16 protein-coding genes are annotated in these 20781 nt (G+C 73.8%); 7 read left to right on the top strand and 9 right to left on the bottom strand.

Features of this window, described 5'->3' with window-relative positions; all coding sequences use genetic code 11:
* The first annotated feature begins 198 nt into the window (after positions 1–198).
* The 3 genes from ACZ7GZ_RS10155 to ACZ7GZ_RS10145 all read left to right on the top strand — a co-directional run bounded on the left by ACZ7GZ_RS10155 (position 199) and on the right by ACZ7GZ_RS10145 (position 3353).
* The gene (locus ACZ7GZ_RS10155) at positions 199–1452 is read left to right on the top strand and encodes a S53 family peptidase (protein WP_471022573.1); all 1254 of its coding nucleotides are present in this window, start codon (positions 199–201) and stop codon (positions 1450–1452) included.
* 294 nt (positions 1453–1746) lie between these two features.
* On the top strand, positions 1747–2379 hold the full coding sequence (locus ACZ7GZ_RS10150) for an RNA polymerase sigma factor (protein ID WP_471022572.1): 633 nt from the start codon (positions 1747–1749) through the stop codon (positions 2377–2379).
* Positions 2380–2501: 122 nt separating this feature from the next.
* On the top strand, positions 2502–3353 hold the full coding sequence (locus ACZ7GZ_RS10145) for a hypothetical protein (RefSeq protein ID WP_471022570.1): 852 nt from the start codon (positions 2502–2504) through the stop codon (positions 3351–3353).
* Between the two features lie 2 nt (positions 3354–3355).
* Here the strand turns inward: ACZ7GZ_RS10145 and ACZ7GZ_RS10140 are convergent, their stop codons facing one another.
* Positions 3356–4387: a medium chain dehydrogenase/reductase family protein gene (locus tag ACZ7GZ_RS10140; RefSeq protein WP_471022568.1), complete on the bottom strand. Its 1032-nt coding sequence runs from the start codon at positions 4385–4387 to the stop codon at positions 3356–3358.
* Between the two features lie 99 nt (positions 4388–4486).
* Here ACZ7GZ_RS10140 and ACZ7GZ_RS10135 point away from each other — a divergent pair, with 99 nt between their 5' ends.
* Positions 4487–5143 (top strand): TetR/AcrR family transcriptional regulator, encoded by a 657-nt coding sequence (locus ACZ7GZ_RS10135; protein WP_471022566.1) that lies wholly within the window; start codon positions 4487–4489, stop codon positions 5141–5143.
* A gap of 269 nt (positions 5144–5412) precedes the next feature.
* On the opposite strand, the gene ACZ7GZ_RS10130 is transcribed toward ACZ7GZ_RS10135, so the two are convergent.
* From ACZ7GZ_RS10130 to ACZ7GZ_RS10105, 6 genes are all read right to left on the bottom strand, one after another.
* Positions 5413–6609 carry an NAD(P)/FAD-dependent oxidoreductase gene (locus ACZ7GZ_RS10130; RefSeq protein WP_471022564.1) on the bottom strand — a complete coding sequence of 399 codons (1197 nt, stop codon included), beginning with the start codon at positions 6607–6609 and terminating at the stop codon, positions 5413–5415.
* 143 nt (positions 6610–6752) lie between these two features.
* Entirely contained in the window at positions 6753–7697 is a 945-nt protein-coding gene (locus tag ACZ7GZ_RS10125) for an RNA polymerase sigma-70 factor (RefSeq protein WP_471022562.1), read from the bottom strand.
* 124 nt (positions 7698–7821) lie between these two features.
* Positions 7822–8130, bottom strand: a complete 309-nt coding sequence (locus ACZ7GZ_RS10120) for a hypothetical protein (RefSeq protein WP_471022561.1) — start codon at positions 8128–8130, stop codon at positions 7822–7824.
* Positions 8131–8328: 198 nt separating this feature from the next.
* On the bottom strand, positions 8329–9585 hold the full coding sequence (locus tag ACZ7GZ_RS10115) for an MFS transporter (protein ID WP_471022560.1): 1257 nt from the start codon (positions 9583–9585) through the stop codon (positions 8329–8331).
* Positions 9586–9589: 4 nt separating this feature from the next.
* A complete protein-coding gene (locus ACZ7GZ_RS10110; protein WP_471022557.1) occupies positions 9590–10348 on the bottom strand; it encodes a GntR family transcriptional regulator in 759 nt (252 codons plus the stop codon).
* A gap of 152 nt (positions 10349–10500) precedes the next feature.
* Positions 10501–11274 (bottom strand): VOC family protein, encoded by a 774-nt coding sequence (locus tag ACZ7GZ_RS10105; RefSeq protein ID WP_471022556.1) that lies wholly within the window; start codon positions 11272–11274, stop codon positions 10501–10503.
* A 146-nt stretch (positions 11275–11420) separates the two neighbouring features.
* On the opposite strand from ACZ7GZ_RS10105, the gene ACZ7GZ_RS10100 reads away from it, so the two are divergent.
* From ACZ7GZ_RS10100 to ACZ7GZ_RS10090, 3 genes are all read left to right on the top strand, one after another.
* On the top strand, positions 11421–12356 hold the full coding sequence (locus tag ACZ7GZ_RS10100; RefSeq protein ID WP_471022555.1) for an SCO2400 family protein: 936 nt from the start codon (positions 11421–11423) through the stop codon (positions 12354–12356).
* 92 nt (positions 12357–12448) lie between these two features.
* Complete coding sequence (locus ACZ7GZ_RS10095) at positions 12449–12877, top strand: hypothetical protein (RefSeq protein ID WP_471022554.1); 429 nt, start codon at positions 12449–12451, stop codon at positions 12875–12877.
* A 58-nt stretch (positions 12878–12935) separates the two neighbouring features.
* Positions 12936–13301 carry a hypothetical protein gene (locus ACZ7GZ_RS10090; RefSeq protein ID WP_471022553.1) on the top strand — a complete coding sequence of 122 codons (366 nt, stop codon included), beginning with the start codon at positions 12936–12938 and terminating at the stop codon, positions 13299–13301.
* A 122-nt stretch (positions 13302–13423) separates the two neighbouring features.
* On the opposite strand, the gene ACZ7GZ_RS10085 is transcribed toward ACZ7GZ_RS10090, so the two are convergent.
* Together ACZ7GZ_RS10085 and ACZ7GZ_RS10080 are read right to left on the bottom strand one after the other, a co-directional pair.
* Positions 13424–18238 (bottom strand): DNA repair ATPase, encoded by a 4815-nt coding sequence (locus tag ACZ7GZ_RS10085; RefSeq protein WP_471022551.1) that lies wholly within the window; start codon positions 18236–18238, stop codon positions 13424–13426.
* Between the two features lie 124 nt (positions 18239–18362).
* Positions 18363–20552, bottom strand: coding sequence for a flotillin family protein (locus ACZ7GZ_RS10080; RefSeq protein ID WP_471022550.1), 2190 nt, complete (start codon positions 20550–20552; stop codon positions 18363–18365).
* Positions 20553–20781: the final 229 nt, after the last annotated feature.

Genomic DNA, 20781 nt, shown 5'->3' with positions numbered 1-20781 from the left:
GCAAACTGTCCATAGCCTCTTCAGTAGCCACCACTGACCGGGGTGGCAGCAACCCATCGGTCGACCGACCGACAACATTGCCCGGAAGGCGGCTTCGCTTCGGCACCCCCCAACGCCGACTGATTGTCATGCACTTGACAGTCACACCGGTTCGCGCCGTCGTGAGGCCCACCCCATCCCCCCACGGAGGGCAGTTCATTGCGTTCTCACCGCAGAAGGACCCTGATACGCCGCGGCGCGCCCGCGCTTCTGTCCGCAGCGGCCCTGATCACCGGCGGCCTGGCCGTCGCCTCGCAGTCGGCGGCGTTCGCGACGGCGACGACCGCCGCATCGCCCACCGCCTCCGCGGTGCCCACCCACCGGCTCTGCTCGGAGCCGAGCAAGCCCGGCTACATGGCGTGCCAGGCAGTCGTCCGCACCGACCTGAAGGCGCAGCGGTCCCTCGGCCGCCACGACACCCCCAAGGGCTTCGGACCGGCCGATCTGCGGGCCGCGTACAACCTGCCGAAGGACGGCGGCAAGGGCGCCACCGTCGCGATCGTCGACGCGAACGACGACCCGAACGCCGAGAAGGACCTGGCGGCCTACCGGTCCCAGTACGGCCTGCCGGAGTGCAGCACGAGCAACGGCTGCTTCAAGAAGACCGACCAGGACGGCGGCACCAACTACCCGGCGCCCGACCAGGGTTGGGCCGGCGAGATCTCCCTCGACGTCGACATGGTCAGCGCCGCCTGCCCCCAGTGCCACATCCTGCTCGTCGAGGCCAAGTCCGCCAGCATGGACGACCTCGGCGCGGCCGTGAACCAGGCCGTCAAGCAGGGCGCCAAGTACGTCTCCAACAGCTACGGCGGCAACGAGGAGGCGGCCGACACCTCCGCGGACGACAAGTACTTCAAGCACCCCGGCGTCGCCATCACCGTCAGCTCCGGCGACAGCGGCTACGGCACCGAGTACCCGGCCGCCTCCCAGTACGTGACGGCCGTCGGCGGCACCTCGCTCAAGAAGGACGGCAGCACCCGCGGCTACTCCGAGTCCGTCTGGGGCACGTCCGCCGGCGGTGAGGGAGCGGGCTCGGGCTGCTCGTCGTACGACGCCAAGCCGTCCTGGCAGAAGGACACCGGCTGCACCAAGCGCAGCGTCGCCGACGTCGCGGCCGTCGCCGACCCGGCCACCGGCCTCGCCGTCTACGACACCTACCAGGCCAGCGGCTGGAACGTGTACGGCGGCACCAGCGCCTCCTCCCCGTTCATCGCCGGCGTCTACGCCCTCGCGGGCGCCCCGGCCGCCGACGACGTCCCGGCGTCCTACCCGTACGCCCACCCGGACAAGCTGAACGACGTCACCGACGGCACCAACGGGTCCTGCAGCGACTACCAGTGCAAGGCAGGCAAGGGTTACGACGGCCCGACGGGCCTCGGTACCCCGAACGGCGTCGCGGCCTTCACCAAGTAGACCGAAGGCGCCGACTCCGCCCCCTTCGCCCCGCCGGTGTTCCGGCGGGGCGAAGTGCTGTCCACCGGCGGGGACTTTCGGTCAACTGCACTGTTGCGGGCGGCACTTGGGACACACCGCCGGCCGGGCCCGTACGCGGAGGGAACCGGTGAAGCCGGGCGGCCACCACCCCGGGCCCGGGCGCGTGGTGACATTTCCGTGAGCCCGGACGCTGGTCACCATGGGGCCGTCGATGTGACCGGAGATCGGCGGACGGCAGCGAATCGCTGTGGACCGGTGCGAACGAGGACAGTCTTGGGCCAGGTACGGCAACCACGGCGCGTACAGGCGTACGACGGGGAACTGGGCGCGGCAGTCGCGCGGGCCCAGGACGGCGACGAGACCGCTTTCGCGGTCGCCTACCGGATCGTGCAGCCTGGCCTGCTCGGTTACCTGCACGGCATCGTCGGCGACGACGCGGAGGACGTGGCGTCCGACGCCTGGCTGGAGATAGCCCGCGACCTCGGACGGTTCAAGGGCGACGGCGCCGGCTTCCGGGGCTGGACCGCGACGATCGCCCGGCACCGGGCCCTGGACCATCTGCGCCGGCAACGGGTACGGCCCCGGGCCGGAGGCACGGAACAGGACGTACTCGACCTGCCCTCCCCGTACAGCACCCATGAGCAGGCCCTGGAGGGTCTCTCCACCGAGCGGGCCCTCGCCCTGGTCCGCGGGCTGCCCCGGGACCAGGCCGAGGCCGTGCTCCTGCGGGTCGTCGTCGGCCTGGACGGTCCCGCCACCGCGCGCGTGCTCGGCAAGCGCCCGGGAGCGGTGCGCACGGCCGCCCACCGGGGCCTCAAACGCCTCGCCCGCCAACTGGGCGCCGGCGGCGAGGCGGCGGAGGGTGTGACGGATGGGGCTCCCCGCACGCTGGGGGAGTCGACATGAACTACAACACCGAATGAACTACGACGCCGAAATGAACAACGACGTCGACAGTATGCGTACGGAAAGGCATCACGCCTCTACGCCGAACGAATCGAAACTGCCGGACAGGAGCGGAAACGCACATGGGTGAACGGCTGAGCGCCGACGGAGTCCCGGGCCGTCGGCGTGTGCACCCTGGGGGCGCCGTGTCCGGCCCGTGGGACGCACAGGAATCCCCGCTGGAAGCGCTGCTGGCCACCGTCATCCGCGCCGACCACCTCGACCCCGAGGCCGAGCAGCGGGCCCTGGCCGCCTTCCGGGCCGCCGCCCACGGCGCGGGCGCGCGCCGGGCGCGTACCCGGCGGCGGGACGACTGGCGGCTGCCCCGGGAGCGGCGCCTCCGGCGCCCGCTGCGGATGACGTTCGGCGTGGTCTTCGCCAGCCTCACCCTGGGCGGTGTCGCGGTCGCGGCCATCGGTTCCGCGCGCTCGTCGACCGACGCCGCCGGCACCGGCCGGGGGGCCGCACACCCGTCGGCGGTCGCCCCGGGCCGGCCGGGCGGTGCGGCCCCGTCGGCGGCCTCCGGCGGCCCCGGGCCGGCGGACCGGCCCTCCCGTGCCCAGGACACCGAGGCCCACTGCCGCGCCTACGAGCAGGTCGAGGAGCGTGGCAAGGCACTCGACGCGCGGGCGTGGCAGCGGCTCGTCGCAGCCGCCGGCGGAAAGAACAAGGTCGCCGCCTACTGCTCCGAGCAGCTGACGCGCACGACGGCCGGGCCGAAGGGTCCGGCCGGCGCGGGTGGCGCGGACCCCGGCGACGGCACGGCCCGCACCGGTACATCCGGTGCCCACGCGGGCGGCACGTCCGGTGACAAGACCGGCGGCACGTCCGGTGACAAGACCGGCGGTACGTCCGGTGACAAGACCCGGAACGGCGGGACGAGCGGCGGGGGCGGCCGGGCCGGCGGCGGGAAGGGCGGCGGGAAGCATTCGTAGCCCTACGGGTTCAGTACGACCTTGCCTGCGACCGTGCCGGACTCGGCCAGCCGCAGGGCGTCCGCGACACGGGCGAGCGGCAACCGGGCGGCGATCTGCGCGGTGACCTCCCCCCGCTGGTACGCGGCGAAGACCTGGGTGAGGTCGGCACGCAGCCGGGACCGGAACCGGTTCCTGGCCAGCGCCCGCCCGGCCCAGACGTTGAAGAAGCAGGCGTGCCGGCGGTTGGGCAGGGCGTTCCACAGCCACACCCGGCCGAGGAGCTTCAGTACGGGCCACTGCTTGGAGCCCTCGGCGTCACGGGTGGAGGCGCTGCCGTACGAGACGAGGGTGCCGCCGGGGGCGAGGAGGCGCCAGGAGTCGACGATGCCGCTGCCGCCGACGTGGTCGAACACGGCGTCCACCCCGTGGGGGGCGAGTTCGCGGATCCGTGCGCCGACGTCGCCGGTGCGGTAGTCGACGGGAGTGACGCCCCTCTCCCGCAGCGCGTCGTGGTGGTGCGCGGACGCCGTGCCGATCACGTGCGCGCCCGCCGCCTGGGCGAGCTGGACCAGGACCGAGCCGACGCCGCCGTTGGCGCCGTGCACCACGACGGTCTGCCCCGCGCGGACGCGGGCCTTGCGGTGCAGCATCTGCCAGGCGGTGATGCCGTTGACGACGAGGGTCTCCGCCTCCGCGGCACCGATCCCGTCGGGCACCGGCACCACGTCCGCCGCGTCGACGAGCACGTGGCTGGCCCAGCCGCCGACCTTGACCAGCGCGGCGACCCGGGTGCCGGCGAGGCCCGGCTCGACGCCCTCGCCGGTCGCCAGCACCGTACCCACGAGGTCGTAACCGGGGACGAACGGGAACGGCGGCTGGTCGTAGTAGCGGCCACGCCGCATCTGCTGCTCGGCGAAGGAGACGCCGGTGGCCTCCATGCGGATCACGACCTGCCCCGGGCCCGCGGCGGGGACGACTCCGTGCCGGATCCGGAGTCCTTCGGGCTCGACCTTGCCCGGCAGGACGACCTCGACGAGTCCTTCGCTGTGCATGACGACCTCCACCGCTTGAGTTACTTGCTTTCGCGTTCGTTAGAAGTTGTAACTCAACGGGCATGCGAGTGTCAATAACTTCAGTGATAACCTCTAACCATGGTGAGTTCCGAAGCGAAGACCCCGCGCGAGCGCTACCGCGCCCAGGTGCGTACGGAGATCAAGGACCGGGCGTGGGAGCAGATCGCCGCGGCGGGCGCGTCCGCGCTCTCCCTCAACGCGATCGCCAAACGGATGGGCATGAGCGGACCCGCGCTGTACCGGTACTTCGGCAGCCGTGACGAACTGATCACCGAGCTCGTCAGGGACGCGTACCGAAGCCTCGCCGACACCTTCCGCGCGGCCTCACAGACCGGTGCCGACATGGTCGCGCTGGCGCACGCCCTGCGGGGATGGGCCCTGGCGGACCCCCAGCGCTACTTCCTCGTCTACGGCACGCCCGTCCCCGGCTACCACGCGCCCGACGACATCACCGCGACCGCGTCCGAGATCATGGCGACCCTCCTGGACGCCTGCGCCACGCCGCCCCCGGACGGCCCGGCGACGCCGTTCGACGCGCACCTCGAAGACCACCGGGACTGGGCGGCCGGCCACCCCGCCCCGCCCGCGGTTCTCCACCGGGCCCTGGCCTTCTGGACCCGGCTGCACGGCGTCCTGTCCCTGGAACTCGCCGGCCACTTCACCGGGATGGGATTCGACCCGGCGCAGCTCTTCGCCGCCGAACTGGACGGCCTGTCCGGCCCGTCGGCGCGTTGACCGCACGGTCACCGGGGCACCGTCGCCCCCAGAGGGCGCGCCGTTGCGGCAGCAGTCCGGCGGTGAGGGCGTGCGCCACGGCTGCCGACGCCGTGGCCTGCGCGAGGCCTCGTCCCCGCCGGGAGGGAGCGGTCGACACGCTGAGATGGGCGGCCCGGCCTCCGTCCGGGCCGACGGCCGGGTCTCGCGGTCGTCCGCAGCCCGGCGGGGGCCGGGGGGCCCTCACGAGGAGAGCGTCGAGGGCCGCCGTTCCGCCGGCGGTTGGCGGCTCAGGCCCGGGTCCCGGCCGGGGAGGGGGTCTGGACCGGAGGGCGTGCCACGCGGTGGCGCCGGGTCGGCACCCCCATCGTCGGGTTGGCGACGCCCCAGGCCGCGCCCTTGCAGACCAGTTCCTTGTAGCGGGCGGCGAGGCGTCCGGTCAGGGCCGCCCGGACGGCGCGGTCATCGGCGGTGACGTACTGGATCAGGCCTTCCCTGCGGCCCAGCGAGATGCACTGGTTGAAGTAGCGGAACGGCACCTTCGGCGGCCTGCCGCCGGTCAGGCGGGCCGCGATGGCGTCGGCGGCCTGCCATGCGGTGGGGACGCCCGAGGCGCACGACATCCGCAGCGGCTTGTCGCCGGGGCCCTTCGCCATCGCCGCGTCACCGATGGCGTACACGTCCGGGTGCGAGACCGAGCGCATGGTCCGGTCGACCACGATCCGGCCGGTACCGGTGACTTCCAGGGTGGTGGCCTGCGCGATCGGGTGGACGGCGAAGCCGGTGGTCCACACGGTGACCGCGGCGGGGATCGTCCGGCCCTCGGCGGTGGTGACGCGGTCGCTCCCGACGGCGGTGACGACGGCCTGTTCGTGCACGGTGATGCCCAGCCCGTCGAAGACCCTCCGCAGGTGCCGGCGGCCCTTGGGCGAGAGCCAGTCGCCGAGGCCGGTGCGGGCGGCGAGGGCGACGTCGAGGTCGGGGCGGGCCTCGGCGATCTCGGTCGCGGCCTCCAGGCCGGTGAGGCCGCCGCCGACCACGACCACGGGCGCTCCGGCGTCCAGGCCGGCCAGGCGCTCGCGCAGCCGGAGTGCGCCGGCGCGACTGGCGATCTCGTGGGCGTGCTCGGCCGTACCGGGGACGCCCTGGTCGCTCCAGCCGCTGCCGAGGGCGTACACGAGGGTGTCGTACGCCAACTCCTCTTCAGGGCCGGTGCCGTTGACGGTCACGGTCCTGCGGTCGACGTCGACACCGGTGACCTTCGCCAGCCTCAGTTCCACGCCGGTGCCCGCGAACATCTCGCTGAAGGGCCGGGGCCTGAGATCCTGGCCGGCCGCGAGCTGGTGCAGCCGGACGCGCTCGACGAAGTCGGGCTCGGCGTTGACGAGCGTGATGGCGACGTCCTCGCGGTGCAGCCGCTTGGCGAGGCGCCCGGCGGCGATGGCTCCGGAGTATCCGGCTCCGAGGACGACGATGCGGTGCTGCATGTCCCTGCTCCTGTCTTCTGCGGATGCGCTTCCGGCGGATGCGCTTCAGCGGATTCGCCCCTTGAACCGGGCGGCCCGCCGTTTCCTGACAGGAACGTGGTGTGAAGCAGCTCACATAGCGATCGGATGCGGTCAGAAGGTGGTCAGAAGGCCCTCAACAGGGGTTCTCCATGGTCCGTGGCCGCCCACCGCCGAGTCGCGCGTTCGAGCTTGTCGGGGTTGACCTGGTTGCGGAACGCGGCGATGCCCTCGGGGGTGATCTCCAGGCACATGACGCCGATGACCCGCCCGTCGAGGACCGCCACGAGGGCCGGGCCGCCGTTGGCGGTCGTGGCGTGGACCTCGGGCGAGCCGCCGACCAGGGCGTGCTTGGCCTTGCTGGGTTTGAACAGGCCCCGCATGAACTTCGCGACCGCGAGGGCGCCCTCGAACGCCTTGGCGCGGGCCGGGACCTTCCCGCCGCCGTCGCCGATCGCGACGGCGTCCTGGGTGAGCAGCCGTACGAGCGGCTCGGTCCGGCCGCTGGTGGCGGCCACGAGGAACTCGTCGATGATCCGCCGGGCGGTGGCCTCGTCGATCTCGGCACGGGCCCGGCCGTCCGCGACGTGCTTCCTGGCGCGGTGGAAGATCTGCTGGCTGGCGGCCTCGCTGACGTCGAGGATCTCGGCGATCTCCCGGTGCGGGTAGCCGAAGGCCTCCCGGAGGACGTACACGGCGCGCTCGCCCGGGGACAGCCGCTCCAGTACGGCCATGACCGCGTACGACACCGACTCGCGCTGTTCGGCGGTGTCGGCCGGGCCGAGCATCGGGTCACCGGCGAGCAGCGGCTCGGGAAGCCACTGGCCCACGTACGTCTCGCGCCGGGCGCGGGCCGAGGTGAGCTGGTTGAGACACAGGTTGGTGAGCACCTTCGTCAGCCACGCCTCGGGGACCTCGATGCGCCGGACGTCGGCCGCCTGCCAGCGCAGGAACGTGTCCTGCACGGCGTCCTCCGCCTCGCTCGCCGAGCCGAGCAGGCGGTAGGCGATGGCCTCCAGACGTGACCTGGAGGCCTCGAACCGGTCCACGTCGTTCGCGGTCAGGGCCATGGCCGGGATCCTAGCTCGCCGCGCACACCGGGCACCGCCCGGACGGCCCACCACGGCCGTCCGCGCGAGCTGGGCGCCGACGAGCCCTCGGGGGGCTGAACCGGGCCGGCCGGGCTGAGCCGGGCTACGGACGGTCGGCGGCGGGCCGTTCGGCCGTGCCCGCCTGCTGAAGCAGCAGGCGGGCCAGGTCCCGTGCCTCGTCCGGGGTGAGTGCCGCCCAGACTCCGGGCTCACCGCCCTGGTCCTCGCCCACGTCCAGCGTGATCCGGCCGACGGGACGCTCCGGACGGCCGAGCCACAGGCACCGCACGTCGATCGTGCGTCCGCACCTGGTCACGAGAGGGGTGTCACGCCGGTCGTGCTCCGCCGTCCCCACCGTCGTCGCCGTGCCTGCCGTGCCTGCCGTGCCTGCCGTGCCTGCCGTGCCCGCCATCGGTTCACGCTCCTCCACCGGTCGGCTCCGCTCACTGCGCATGGGGAACAGCGCGCTGCACGCCCGAATTGTTCCGGGCGTCCGCGCTTCCTGCGGGAGGCCGGGACCCGGGGACGCGCCCGACGAGCCGTCGGCGCGGGTCCGGACGGTGGCGCGGCGGCAAGCGTGCGCCGCTCCCAGTGGAGTCGCAGCGCGCGGCTACCCGGCCGGGAGCGGCGACGGGCCCGTGGTGCGCAGGGTGCGCAGCGGTGAGAGGAAGGCCGGCAGGAAGCTCAGCGTCATGCCGGCCGCGCCGAGCCACAAGGTGGGCGCCGCTCCGAACGCCGAGCCCGAGGCCCCGCCCAGGACTCCGCCGAGCGGCAGGCCGCCCCAGGAGACGAACCGGGCCGTCGCACCCATCCTGCCCAGGAGCCGGTCCGGGGTGAGGGCCTGCTGGACGCTCGCCTGGGCCACCACGCGGACCACCCCGCCCAGCGAGAGGGCCGCGAGCCCGACCGCCGCCGCGCACACGCCCCACCCCGGTCGCGCGGCCGGCATCACGGCGGTCAGCGGGCAGGTGGCGAGCGGCGCGAGCCAGATGACGGGGCCTTGCCCGAGCCGCCGCGAGACACGGGTCGCCAGCAGCGCACCCAGCAGGGCACCGCAGCCCATGCCCGACAGAACCAGGCCGACGGCGGACGGCCCGAGGCCCGCCTCCCGTTCGAGGAAGACCAGCAGCATGGTCTGGTACATCACGAGAAAGAGGTTGAAGACCGCGTCGCCGAGTACGGTCGCGCGCAGGACGGGCTGGCCGAGCACGAACGTCAGCCCCTCCTTGATCTCCCGGCGCAGTCGGTGCCGCTGACTCGTCCCGCTCCTTGCACCCGCGCCCGGCTTCGTCTCACGCTTGCGGATACGGCTCGCGAGGAACCCCGACGCGGCCATCCCGACCGCGCTCGCCACGAGCGCCGCCGGCGCTCCGGCCCAGCCGGCCAGCGGACCCGCCACGGCCGGCCCGCTGATACTGGTCACCGAGCGGACGGCCGACAGCCTCGCGTTCGCCTCGACGAGTCGTCCGCGCCCCACCAGGTGCGGCAGGAAGCCGGCGTACGCGACGTCGAAGAACACGGTCAGCACCCCGTGGACCAGTGCGACGCCGTAGAGCCAGCGGACCGACAGCAGACCGGTCCACCACGCCGTCGGTACCGTGACGAGCACCAGCGCCCGCGCGAGGTCGGCGGCGACCAGCACCGACCGCTTGCGCATCCGGTCCACCCAGGCCCCGGCCGGCAGTCCCACGAGCAGCGAGCCCGCCGTGGTGAGCGCGGTCAGCAGTCCGACCTGGAACGCGTCGGCGTGCAGCGCGACGATGGCGACCATCGGCAGCGCCAGGAAGAGGATGCGGTCGCCCAGCTGACCGAGCGCGGTGGCGGCGAACAGCAGCCCGAAGTCCCCGTCACGCGGGCGCAGGCGCATCGGCTCACGACCTCACGTCGACGGCGAACTCGTAGACGACCTCGCGGCGTACGTCCGGAATGACGATGTCGGCGGTCTCCACCGGGCGTCCGTCGGTGTCGTAGATGGTCCGCTCGATGCGGAGCACCAGGTCCCCGACGCCGATCCCGAGCAGGTTCGCCTCCGCCCGGTCGGCACGGGCCGGGCGCGGCACCTCGACGACGGTCTCGACGACCACGCCGATGGCACGCATGCGCTCCACGACTCCCTTGCCCGCGAGCGGACCCCTCTCGGGCAGGACGACCGGCGTGCCCTCCGTGACGGCCATCGGCTCCCAGGAGTCGGAGAGCTGGACGGGCTGCCCGTTGGCGAGGAACTCGTACTGCGTGTTGACGCAGGGGTCCCCGGGTTCGATGGAGAGCCGCTCGGCGACGGCCTCGGGGGCGGGGACGCGGACCAGGCTGTGCGCGTCCCAGGCGGCGGCCCGGCCCCGCTCCCGCCGGCCGGCGAGGGCCAGGGAGCCCCGGTGCTCACGGTGCCAGGAGCGCACCATCCGCAGGCGCTCGCGCGGCGTACGGACGTACGTGCCGGAGCCCGCGCGCCCTTCGAGCAGATCCTCGATGATCAGGCGGTCCACGGCCCGCTGCATGACGTTGCGCCCGACGCCGTACTCCTCGGCGAGGCGCGCCCGGGACGGCAGCCGCTCGCCGATCGCCCACTCGCCCGCGAGCACCCGGGCGCGCAGCGCGTCGGCCACGGCGAGGTACGGCGCCTTGCGGGGCATGTGCGACTCTCCGGTGAGTGAGGTGATCCGGACGAGTCCGCAAGCTACTTCACCGGCGGAAAGCTACTGGAGCAGCACTGCGCTCGGTCAGCCCGCCGCCATCCCTTACGGCCGGCACCACGACCCGCCGCCGAGGCGCACCCACCGCCCGTTCACGCCTGACGCGGGTCCGGCCTGAGTACGGCGAACACCGCCTGGGCGGGGTCGGCCAGCCAGGCGATGCGGCCGACGCCGGGCACGTTCGCGGCCGGCATCAGCACCGTGCCGCCGTTGTCGCGCACCGCGGCGGCGATCGCGTCCGCGTCGGCCACGGCGAAGTACGGCACCCAGCGCGCGTCCTCCCGGCCGTCCTGCAGCGGGGCCACGCCGCCGAAGGAACCCTCCTGCTGGTCGCCCTCGGCAATGCTGAGCACCTGGTACGTCATGCCCGGCGCCTGCATCTCCTGGGCGCGCCAGCCGAACAGCCCGCGGTAGAAGCCGATGGCCGCCGCCGGGTCGCCGACGTGCAGTTCCACCCACACCAGCGTGTCGTCCTCCGACACCCGCTGCAGGCCCTGCCCCGACTGGAGCACGGCGAACTGCGCGCCCTGCGGGTCGGTGAACTGGGCGAAGGCGGCGTCTTTCATGCTCACCGGCTCGGCGCGCACCGTACCGCCGGCGTCGGTCACGGCCCGTGCGGTGGCCTGGGCGTCGTCGGTGCGGAAGTACGTCATCCAGGCGGACGTCGCCCCCTCCTCGGTCAGCGGGCCGAGGGCGGCCACCGTGCCGCCGTTCTTCTGGAAGAAGCCGTAGCCGCCCGCTTCCGGGCCGGCGGAGGCGAACTGCCAGCCGAAGACGGCGCCGTAGAAGGCCGCGGCGGTGTGCGTGTCGGGGCTGCCGAGGTCGATCCAGATGGGCGAGCCGGTGCGGAACTCTGTGCCGAGCATGCGTGTCCTCCTGCCGTCCGGTGTGCAGCCACCCGCGCGGGACCCCACGAATCTGCGCAGGAGAGCCACACGGGCTGCACACAGCCTTTCGAAAGGCTCGTTAGCGTGACTGCTCGCCGCTCCCCCTGGACTCAGGAAGACCACAAATGGACTACTGCTCCTCGTGCCGCCGTCACCTCAACGGCGCCCTGGTCTGTCCAGGGTGCGGTGCCTACGCCCCGGACATAGCCCCGCCGGGCACCGACGGTTTCACCCCGACCGGTTCCGGCACGAACGGCTTCGGCACCACCGGCTTCGGCACCGAGAGCACGACCGCCGGCGGGAGGGAAGCGTCGGCGCCGCTCGCCGGCCACGGCTTGTCCGGCACCGAGTCGGCCCCCACGGCGCGGCCCGCCGTGGCCACGGACACGCCACGCGCCGATGTCGCGGATGCGCCGCCCGCTCCCCGGGGACGCGCGGCGCGGCGTCGGCAGCGGGCCCGCTGGAAGAAGAGCCGGCGCCGGGCCGTGGTGGCGACCGCCGTCGCGCTGGTCGGCGGCGGCCTGACGCTCGCCTCGCTGGACCGCGGCTCCGGCGACCGGGCCCAGGCGGCCAGCGCACCGGACCACCGCAGCATGGGCCTCACCGACGAGCCGTCGGCCGCTACCAGCCGCCCGGCGTCCACGCCCGCACCGCCCGCCACCACCACGCACCACCGGCTCACGCCCGCCACCCCGACGGCACGGACCGCGCGGACGGCCGCCGTCGACGTCCCCCGGCACCAGACCCTCACGCCCGTGTCCCGCACGGCCCAGTCCGCCGGCCACCCGCACGCCGCGGCGACGGCCCCGCGCCCGGCCGCACCGGCCGCCCCACAGCCGCGGACCACCGCACCGTCCTCCTCCGGCACGAGCACGGACACGGGCACGGGCACCGGCACCAGCACCAGCACCGGAAGCAGCGGCAGCACGGGCACCAGCGGCTCCGGTACGGCGACACAGCCGACGTCCTCCACCGGCACGGGCAGCGGCACCTCGACCACCCCGGCCACCGGCTCGACCTCGCACGACCACCTCTGCCTCGTCCTGGTCTGCCTCGGCTGAGCCCGCGGCGCGGCACGCGGCGGGACAGGGGGGAAGCACCCCCCGTTAACGTGATGGGGACGTCAAGCGTCCGGCAACCGGGGGAGAAACACGTGTTCAACACCATGTTCGGCAAGCGCCTGAGCGCGGCCGGAGTGACAGCGCTCCTGCTGGCCGCTCTCACCGCCTGCGGCGGCGGGAAGGGAGATGACGCCCCCGATCCCGTCCACGGCCTCAGGGACACGGCCCGCCACATCTCCCGGCAGACCACCCGGGCCACCCGTCCGCACCTGGTCAGGCACTGCACGACCGGCACCCACGGGAGCCGCCGCACCTGCCGCAGGGTCCAGGACGGCACCGAGACCTACCGCAGGCAACTGCGCCCCGAGCGCTGGTGCGTCCGCCTGGACGACGTCAACGGCGACCGCAGGCGCAACGACGTCTGGTACCGCGTCGACCGCACCGACTACGACCGGGTCGTGGACGCCGGCGACCACGCCCGTGTGCAGGTCGTGCCCCTGCTCCCGGACAACGGCTGCTGACGGCGGATGAGTACGACAGCGGATGTGCCGGGCGCCGGTACCTGACCAGGATGGCGGCGTGACCGCATCCTCTTCCGCGCCGGACCGCGGCCCGGTCGCCGCGCTGCTGGTGGCGACCGCGCTCCTGCTGCTGCCCCAGCTCTACGGGTGGTACCGCCTCAGTCAGGACACGCTCGCCTGTCTCGGCCGGCCGGCCGGCTGCCGGGGGCAGGGCACCCCCGTGATGTCGGCCGTGGACTGGGGGCTGTCGCTCCTCGGCGGGCCGGTCGTCGGTGCCGTGTTCCTCGGGACCACCGGGGCGCTGCTGCGGCGCCGGGCCGCGGTGTGGGCGGCGGCCGGTGCGCTCCTCGGCACCCTGGTGATGTGGGTCGTCGCGCTCTACGCACTGGGCGAAGGGTTCCAGCACTCGAACATCGACTTCTGAACGCCGTCCCGGCTCTCACTTCCGCTGGCGGCGCGCCAGCCGTCGGTCCCGGCGGACCAGTACCGCCGTGCTCAGGGCGACGAACGCGAGCGCGGCCGACAGCGGCGCGAGGAAGTACGCCATCACCGCTCCTGGCCGCCGGCCCGTGCCCGGGTGATGGCGCTCTCCACGGCGGCGAGCCGGTCGGCGAGCAGGCCCAGGGCCGCGACCGCCCGGGTCACGGGGTCGTCTTCGGGACCGCCGAGGGTACGAGCCCGGGCATGGGCCCTCTTCACCTCGGCCCAGCGCGCCGCCCGGTCGGCGTCGAGCGCACCGCGCAGCTCCGCCAGTTTCAGCAGGCTGGCCTCGGCGCCCGTGGTGAGGGTCTGGGCCTCGGCGGTGTAGTGGTCGTCGACGACGGCCTCGCGTTCGGCGTCGTTCATGACCGGCCGCAGCCGCTGGGTGATCTTGTTCATGTCGCGGTAGGAACCCTGGAGGCGGAAGGCCGGTTCCGTGCGGGTCGCCTCCGACCGGGCGGCGGAGGCGATGTAGGCCCGGTTGACCTTCAGGACCGTCTCGCGGACCGCCAGCGCATGCCGCAACACCGCCAGGACGCCGTCCAGTTCGGCCGCCGGCAGGGGCCGGGTCAGCCGGTCGGCGCGGGCCGTGGGGTCGGCCGCGGCCAGTCGGACCAGCAGGTCCAGGTCGGCGCGGTCGCGGGCGGCGAGCGGGGCGAGCACCGGGTTGGCGGTCAGGGCGTTCTCGACGAAGCTGAGCGCGAAGACGTCCTCCTTGCCGGTGAGGACGTCGCCGAGGTTCCAGACGTCCGCGCGGCTGGCGAGCATGTCGGGGACGCGGAAGCGTTCCCCGGACTCGGTGTAGGGGTTGCCGGCCATGCAGACCGCGAAGCGCTTGCCCCGCAGGTCGTAGGTGCGCGGCTCGCCGTCCCGCACGCCGTCCACGCGCCGGGTGGCGTCGCACAGCGGGATGAACCTCTGCAGCAGTTCCGGCGAGGTGTGCTGGATGTCGTCCAGGTACAGGAGGGTGTTGTTGCCCGCCGCGAGCGCGAAGTTGACCTTCTCGATCTCCCGGCGGGCGGTGGCGTCCGGGGCGTCGGCCGGGTCCAGTGAGGTGACGGTGTGGCCGAGCGCCGGGCCGCTGACCTTGACCAGCATCAGACCGAGCCGGTCGGCGACGTACTCCATGAGGGTCGTCTTGCCGTAGCCGGGCGGGGAGATCAGCAGGAGCAGGCCGCCGGTGTCGGTGCGCTTCGACTCGCCGGTGGTACCCAGCTGGCGGGCCAGGCTGTCGCCGATCAGGGGGAGATACACCTCGTCCACCAGGCGGTTGCGGACGAACGCCGACAGGACGCGGGGGCGGTGGTCGTCCAGGCGGAGGCGGTCGCGTTCGGCGGTCACCAGGGTCGTGCGACGGCGCTGGTAGCTGCGGAAGGCGGGTACCTCCTGGTCCGCGAAACGGGCCGTACGGGCGAGGAACTCGTCGATGCGCAGGCGGAGTCGCCCGCCGTGCACGCGCGGGTGCGTGCCGAGCAGGCCCTGCGCCGTCGCGGTGAGCGGGGCGTCGCCGTCGTAGCGGGGCAGGCCGGGGCACAGCTCGGCGGCGACCGCCTCGGCCAGGTCGCCCGGACCGGCCTCGGTGCCGGTGGCCGCGGCGTACGCGCCGAGCCACGCGTGCACCACCTGCCGGCGCGCGGCGAGGTCGGTCAGGCCCTCCAGGTCACTGCCGTAATTCCCGCCCGCGTGGCGGAACTTCTCCAGCAACGTGCGTGCCGCGGCCCCGAGGACGAAGCCCTCCGGGCCGCCGGTCAGCTCCTCGAAGAGGTAGGCGGCGGCCGGAGCGCCCGCCGCCCGGGCGTCCCAGGCCTCGATCGCCCCGGCCAGCTCCCGCTCCAGCTCCCCGATGGCCGGTACGGCACCGAAGGCGTCCCGGGCCCGGGCCAGCGACACCGCCCGCCGGGCCCACGCGGTACGGGCTTCGCCGGTGGTGCCGTGCGCCCAGAACAGCTGGGCGGCGGCGCGGGCGGCGGGCTCGTGGCGCAGGGTGCCGGCGCCCTCGTACAAGGGCAGCAGGGCGGTGAGGACGACGGTCGCGTCGTGGTCGTGGACGCCGCGCTCGTAGCCCTCGTCGTACGACTCCTGCGCCGCCCGGCGGACCAGGCCGGGCAGGTCGTCGGCGGCGGCGAGGGCGGCCGGGCCGTGCTCGGCGAGCAGGCGGGCGGCGAGGTGCTCGGCGCGGTAGACCTCGGGCGACTCGGACGGCAGAGGGCGGTCCCAGTAGGGGCGGTACGCGGCGAAGCCGGGGTCGGTGACGGGGGTGCGGTAGTCCGTCCCGGTGACCGCGAAGGCGACGCCGTCGCCGTGCGGGACGAGGGTGAGGTCGAGCGGCTGGGTGTTGACGGCGAAGCGGTGGCCGCCGAGCAGCAGGGTGCGGCCGTCCTCGGCGTACAGGTCGGTACGGTCGCGCAGCGCGCGGGCGGCCTCCTGGCGGGCCGCCTTCAGGCGGCCGTCGAGTTCCTCGGCGCGCACACTGTCGCCGAGGGCGCGCAGCTCGTCGGCGGTGCGGCGGACCTTGGCGACCAGTGGGTCGGAGGCGAAGTAGGCGGCGACCGCGTCGGTGTCGGCGAGGGTGGCCGAGCGCCGCCCGACGGTGTCCATGATCCGCCCGGCGGAGACGGCGAGCTGTTCGGCGCGGCGGGCGCGGGCGTCGGCGAGGGACTGCTTGCGGGCGGCGAACGCCTCGTAGATCTCCGTGCGCCGGCCGGCGAGTTCGGCGAGGAAGTCGTCGAACTCGGCGAACCGGCCGTCCAGGTCCTCCACCCGGGTGAGGACGGCCGCGAGCTGGTCGTCGCACTCCTCGGGCGTGCCGGACACGGCGAGCGCGGCGGTGACGGCCTGGGCGAGCAGCGCCGTCTCGGCGGCGAACTCGGCCCGCCCCTCACGGTCCTGGAGGGCGCGGCGACGGCCGTCGAGCGTGGCGCGGGCCCGGTTGACCCCGCCCAGCACCTCGGCGATCCGCTCCAGGACGGCCGTACGGACGGTGGCGTCGGCGATGTCGAGTCCGGTGACGACCTCGGTGACCGTGCGCAGTGCGGTGGCCAGTTCGTCGAGCCGGGCGGTGACGGGCCGGGCGGCGGCCACGGACTCGACGGCCGCCGCCTCCCCGGTCAGCCGCTCGACCTCCTCCTGCTGCCCGGTGAAGGCGTCCTCGCGCGCCAGGTACGCCACCGCGCGCCGCCCGAACCCGGCGAGGTCCTCCTCGGCGTCGGCCGCCAGCTCCTCCAGCCGGACGGCATCGACGTACCGCAGCTCGCGCAGGGTGAGCAGGTGCCCCTGCGCCTGCCGGAGTTCGGTCAGTCCGCGCACCCAGGCGGTGGCCTCGCGCGGAGCCTCGCCGCGCAGCCGGCGCACCACGGCGGCGATCCGCTCGGCGGCCTCGTCGAGGGCGTCGGCGGCCTGCCGGGTCAGCTCCCGTACGGTCTCGTACTCGCTGAGCACCTGCCCGGCGGTGGCCCGGACCTGGTCCAACGGACCGGCCAGATCGTCGAGTTCGGGCTCGGCGAGCCAGTGATGGGCGTCGGCGGCCCGCACGCAGGCCGCCACCAGCGCCCGGTACCCCTCGCTCGTCCCGGTGCCGTCGGTGACCAGCCGGGCCACGGACAGACAGTCGGCGAGCCCGCGCACGAGGTCCGCGTTGCCGACCCGGGCGAGCGCGCCGGTGCCGGTGCGCAGGGCGGCGGCGTGGGTGTCGGAGACGTACGGCGAGGACCACCACTGGACGGGATGGGTGTGCGCGGGCTCGTCCCCGTCGGCGCGCAGCACGGCGAGCGCACCGTCCTCGAACAGCGCCCAGCCCCGGCACGGCAGCGGGGTCGCGACCTCCTTGCGCAGGGTGTTGTACGACAGCAGCAGCGTGCGGCCCTCGGCGCGGGACCGGAACGCGTACAGCACGTCCTCGCCGTTCGGCGCCCGCACCTCCCGCTCGAACTCCAGGCCGCGGGCGTCGAGTTCGTACGTCTTGTGGGTGCCGCCCGCCAGGCAGTACCCGCCGGGGAAGACGATCCCCTGCTCCTCCGGCAGCCGCCGGCACGCCTGCCCGATCCCGTCGAGCCGGACCACGGTCCGGGAGAGCGTGTCGAACACCAGGTACCGGTCGGCGTCCTCCTTGTACGGCCGCACCCGCAGCAGCACCAGGGGGCCCACGCGCGCGTGCCCGACGGCGGCGTCCGCGAGCGACTGCAGGGGCTCCTGGACGGGTTCCGTGTACAGCTCGCCGCCGTCCGGGGTGCGGACGGTGAGGGCGCCGCCGACGGTCGACACGCCGAGCCCGCCGGGGACGGTGACGTAGGCCTCGCGTCCCAGCACGTGGTCTTCGCGGGTGGTCTCCGTCCAGGTCATGTCCTGGGCCGGCGGGAAGACGTCGTCGCGGTCGCCGCGCGCGTCCAGGAACCGCGCCGCCCGGCCGTCCTCGGTGAGGGACCAGCGCAGGACGCGGACGTCCTCGGCCTTCTCGCCGGTGCGGAACACCGCCAGCAGCCGGCCGTCGACCCGGCGCAGTCGCAGCAGTTTCGCTTCGCGGTAGTAACGGTGCAGCGCGCTGAACTCCCTCACGAACGCGGGGTCGTCCAGCAGACCGGATACGGCGTCCTCGGCCAGCCGCTCGCCGTCGCGGCCGTACAGCGCGAGGACGTCCGTGATTCCACCGGTTGCACCGAAGAGGAGCGCGTCCCCTACGGCCACGATGTCGCTCGGCACGCACGCGTGCTCGGTGCGGAGGCGCGCGGTGCGCGCGAGGTCCAGCCGCCCCGAGCCGAACTCCTCGACTCGGCGGGCGTTGAGCGCCTGGGCCCGCCGGGCCAGCTCAGCGGCATGCCGGGCGAGCCGGTCGCGCAGCACGTCGTAGGTACCGGCATCCACCTGCGGCGCCTCAGCGGTGGCCATGACGTGTGGTTCCCTTCGTGGGCTGTGCGGCTACGGGCTCGGGCCTGCGGGTCGCCTGCCGGGTGCGAGTGCGGGTGCTTGGTGGCTGGTGGCGCAGTTCCCCGCGCCCTTCGGGGCGCTGCCCTCAGCTCCCCGCACCGCTTCCGTTCAGGGCGGTCACCGGCGTGTCGGCCAGACCCAGTTCGCTTGCGCGGTCGAGGAGTTTCTGGAGCCGGCCCGCCTCCGGGCCGCCGCCCTTGATCTGCTTCATCAGCAGCGCCGACACCGTCAGGTTCCGCACGTCCGCCGAGCCGAGCGAGCCGAGGATGTGGGAGAGGTCGTCGGTGAAACGGCCCGTACCGTCCAGCCACGGCTTCACCAGGGACTGCGCGGTGCGGGAGTTCTCGACGAAGCCGTCCACGCCCTTGCCGAGGGAGATGGAGGACACCAGGCGGTCGAAGAAGACCGACTCGCCGCCGACGATGTCGATGTCGGCGTTCTCCAGCCCGGTCGCCAGCACCGTCGCCTGCGCCTCGGCCACCTGCCGCTGCGTCTCCAGCCCGGCCAGCCGGATCTCCTTCTCCGCCTGCAGCCGCAGCCGGTACTCCTCGTGCCCGCGCGAGGCCTCGTCCAGGGCGGCCATCGCGGCGGCCTTCTCGGTGAGACCGGCGGCCTCGGCCTTCAGCTTCTCGCCGATGGCGGTGGCCTCCGCGAGCGCCTTCGCCCTGGCGCCCTCCGCCTCGGCCAGCCCCTTGGCCCGGGACCCCTCCGCCTCCGCCTTCAGCCGCGCCTCGGCGGCCTCCGCCGCGGCCCGCGCGCCCTCGGCCTCCGCGAGTCCCCTGGCCCGCGCTCCCTCGGCCTCCGCCAGCGCCTTGGCCTGCGTGCCCTCGGCCTCGGCCCGCAGCCGCGCCTCGGTGGCCTCCGCCTCCGCGCGCCCTGCCTTGACGGTGACCTCGGCCTCCTTGTCGCGGACCTGTACGGCGGCCAGCCCCTCGGCGGCGGCCTCGGCCTGGACGCCCTCGGCGAGCCGCAGCTTGGCCCGCGCGTCCAGGTCGGCGGTCTTCAACCGGGCCTCGGCCAGTGTGAGTTCCTCGGCGGCCCGGTGCGTGGCCGCCTGTTCCGCGGCCTCGGCGGCCTTGATGTCCTTGACCAGCTTCTCCTGCGCCTCCGCCTCGGCGGCGATGACGAGGGCCTGCCGCTCCCGCTCGGCCTCCTCGACCACGCGCAGCTTCTTGATGGACTCCTCCTGCTCGGCGACCGTACGGTCCACCGCGACCCGCTCCCGGACGACCTCGGCGATGTCCCGCTTCTCCGCCTCGACCTCCTTCTCTGCGGCGATCCTCGTCAGCTGGGTCTCCCGTTCCCGGGCGATGGCCTCCAGCAGCCGGTCCTTCTCGATGCGCTCGTTCTCGACGGCGATGACCCGCTCGCGGTTCTTCGCGGCGACGGCGATCTCGCGGGCCTGGTTCTCGCGCTGTACCCCCAACTGCTCCTCGGTGCGCAGGAAGGCGCCCTGCGCGCGCAGCCGTTCCTCCTCCACCACGCGGGCGGTCTCGGCCTCCTCGCGCGCCCGGGAGGTCTCGATCTCCCGCTTCTGCTTGATCTCGGCGTCCGCCTGCCGGCGCTCCAGCTCCAGGATGGCCTCGCGGGCGTCGACGTTCTGCCGGGTGATCTCCTTCTGCTCGGTGCGCTGGGCCTCGTTGGTGCGCACGTGCTCGATCGCCGTCAGTTCGGTGATCTTGCGGATGCCCTGGGCGTCGAGGACGTTGGCCGGGTCCAGCTGGGTGAGCGGGGTCTGCTCCAGGTAGTCGATCGCCGCGTCCTCGAGGTGGTAGCCGTTGAGGTCGATACCGATCAACTCGATGATGTGGTACCGGAGTTCCTCGCGCTTGGTGTACAGGTCGGTGAAGTCCATCTGCTTGCCGACGGTCTTCAGCGCCTCGGAGAACTTCGCGTGGAACAGCTCCTGCAGCGTGTCCTGGTGACTGGCGCGCTCGGTGCCCACGGTCTGGGCGACCTTGATGACGTCCGGGACGGTCTTGTTGACCTTGACGAAGAACAGGATCCGGATGTCGGCGCGGATGTTGTCCCGGCAGATCAGCCCGTCCCGGCCGGAGCGGCTGATCTCGATCGTCTTCACCGAGATGTCCATGACCTCGGCCTTGTGCAGGATGGGCAGCACGACCTGCCCGGTGAACGACACGTCGACCCGCCGCGTCCGCGAGACGATCAGGGCCTGGCTCTGGTCCACCTTGCGGTACAGCCGGGAGAACGCGAGCACCGCGAGCAGCACGGCGAAGAGACAGACGGCGGCGAGCACGCCGAGCGCTTCCATGACACACGTCCTTGCGTCAGACGACGGGATACGGAGCCCCCCGGGGCCGCGGTGCCGGTCATCTGCCGCACCCTGCGACGGTGCCCGGCACCGCAACCCTCCGTTGTGCTCCCCACAGGAGATGGTGCGGCAGGGCATACGCCCGCGCATTGCCGGTTTCCGGCAGTGTTCACTAGTGTCTGCATGCCGGACAGGCGCTAGGAAACCGTCACCGGCGCGTCAGGAACAC

The sequence above is a fragment of the Streptomyces sp. NPDC037288 genome (genome assembly GCF_055603265.1).
This window is presented reverse-complemented; position numbering and strand designations above follow the sequence as displayed.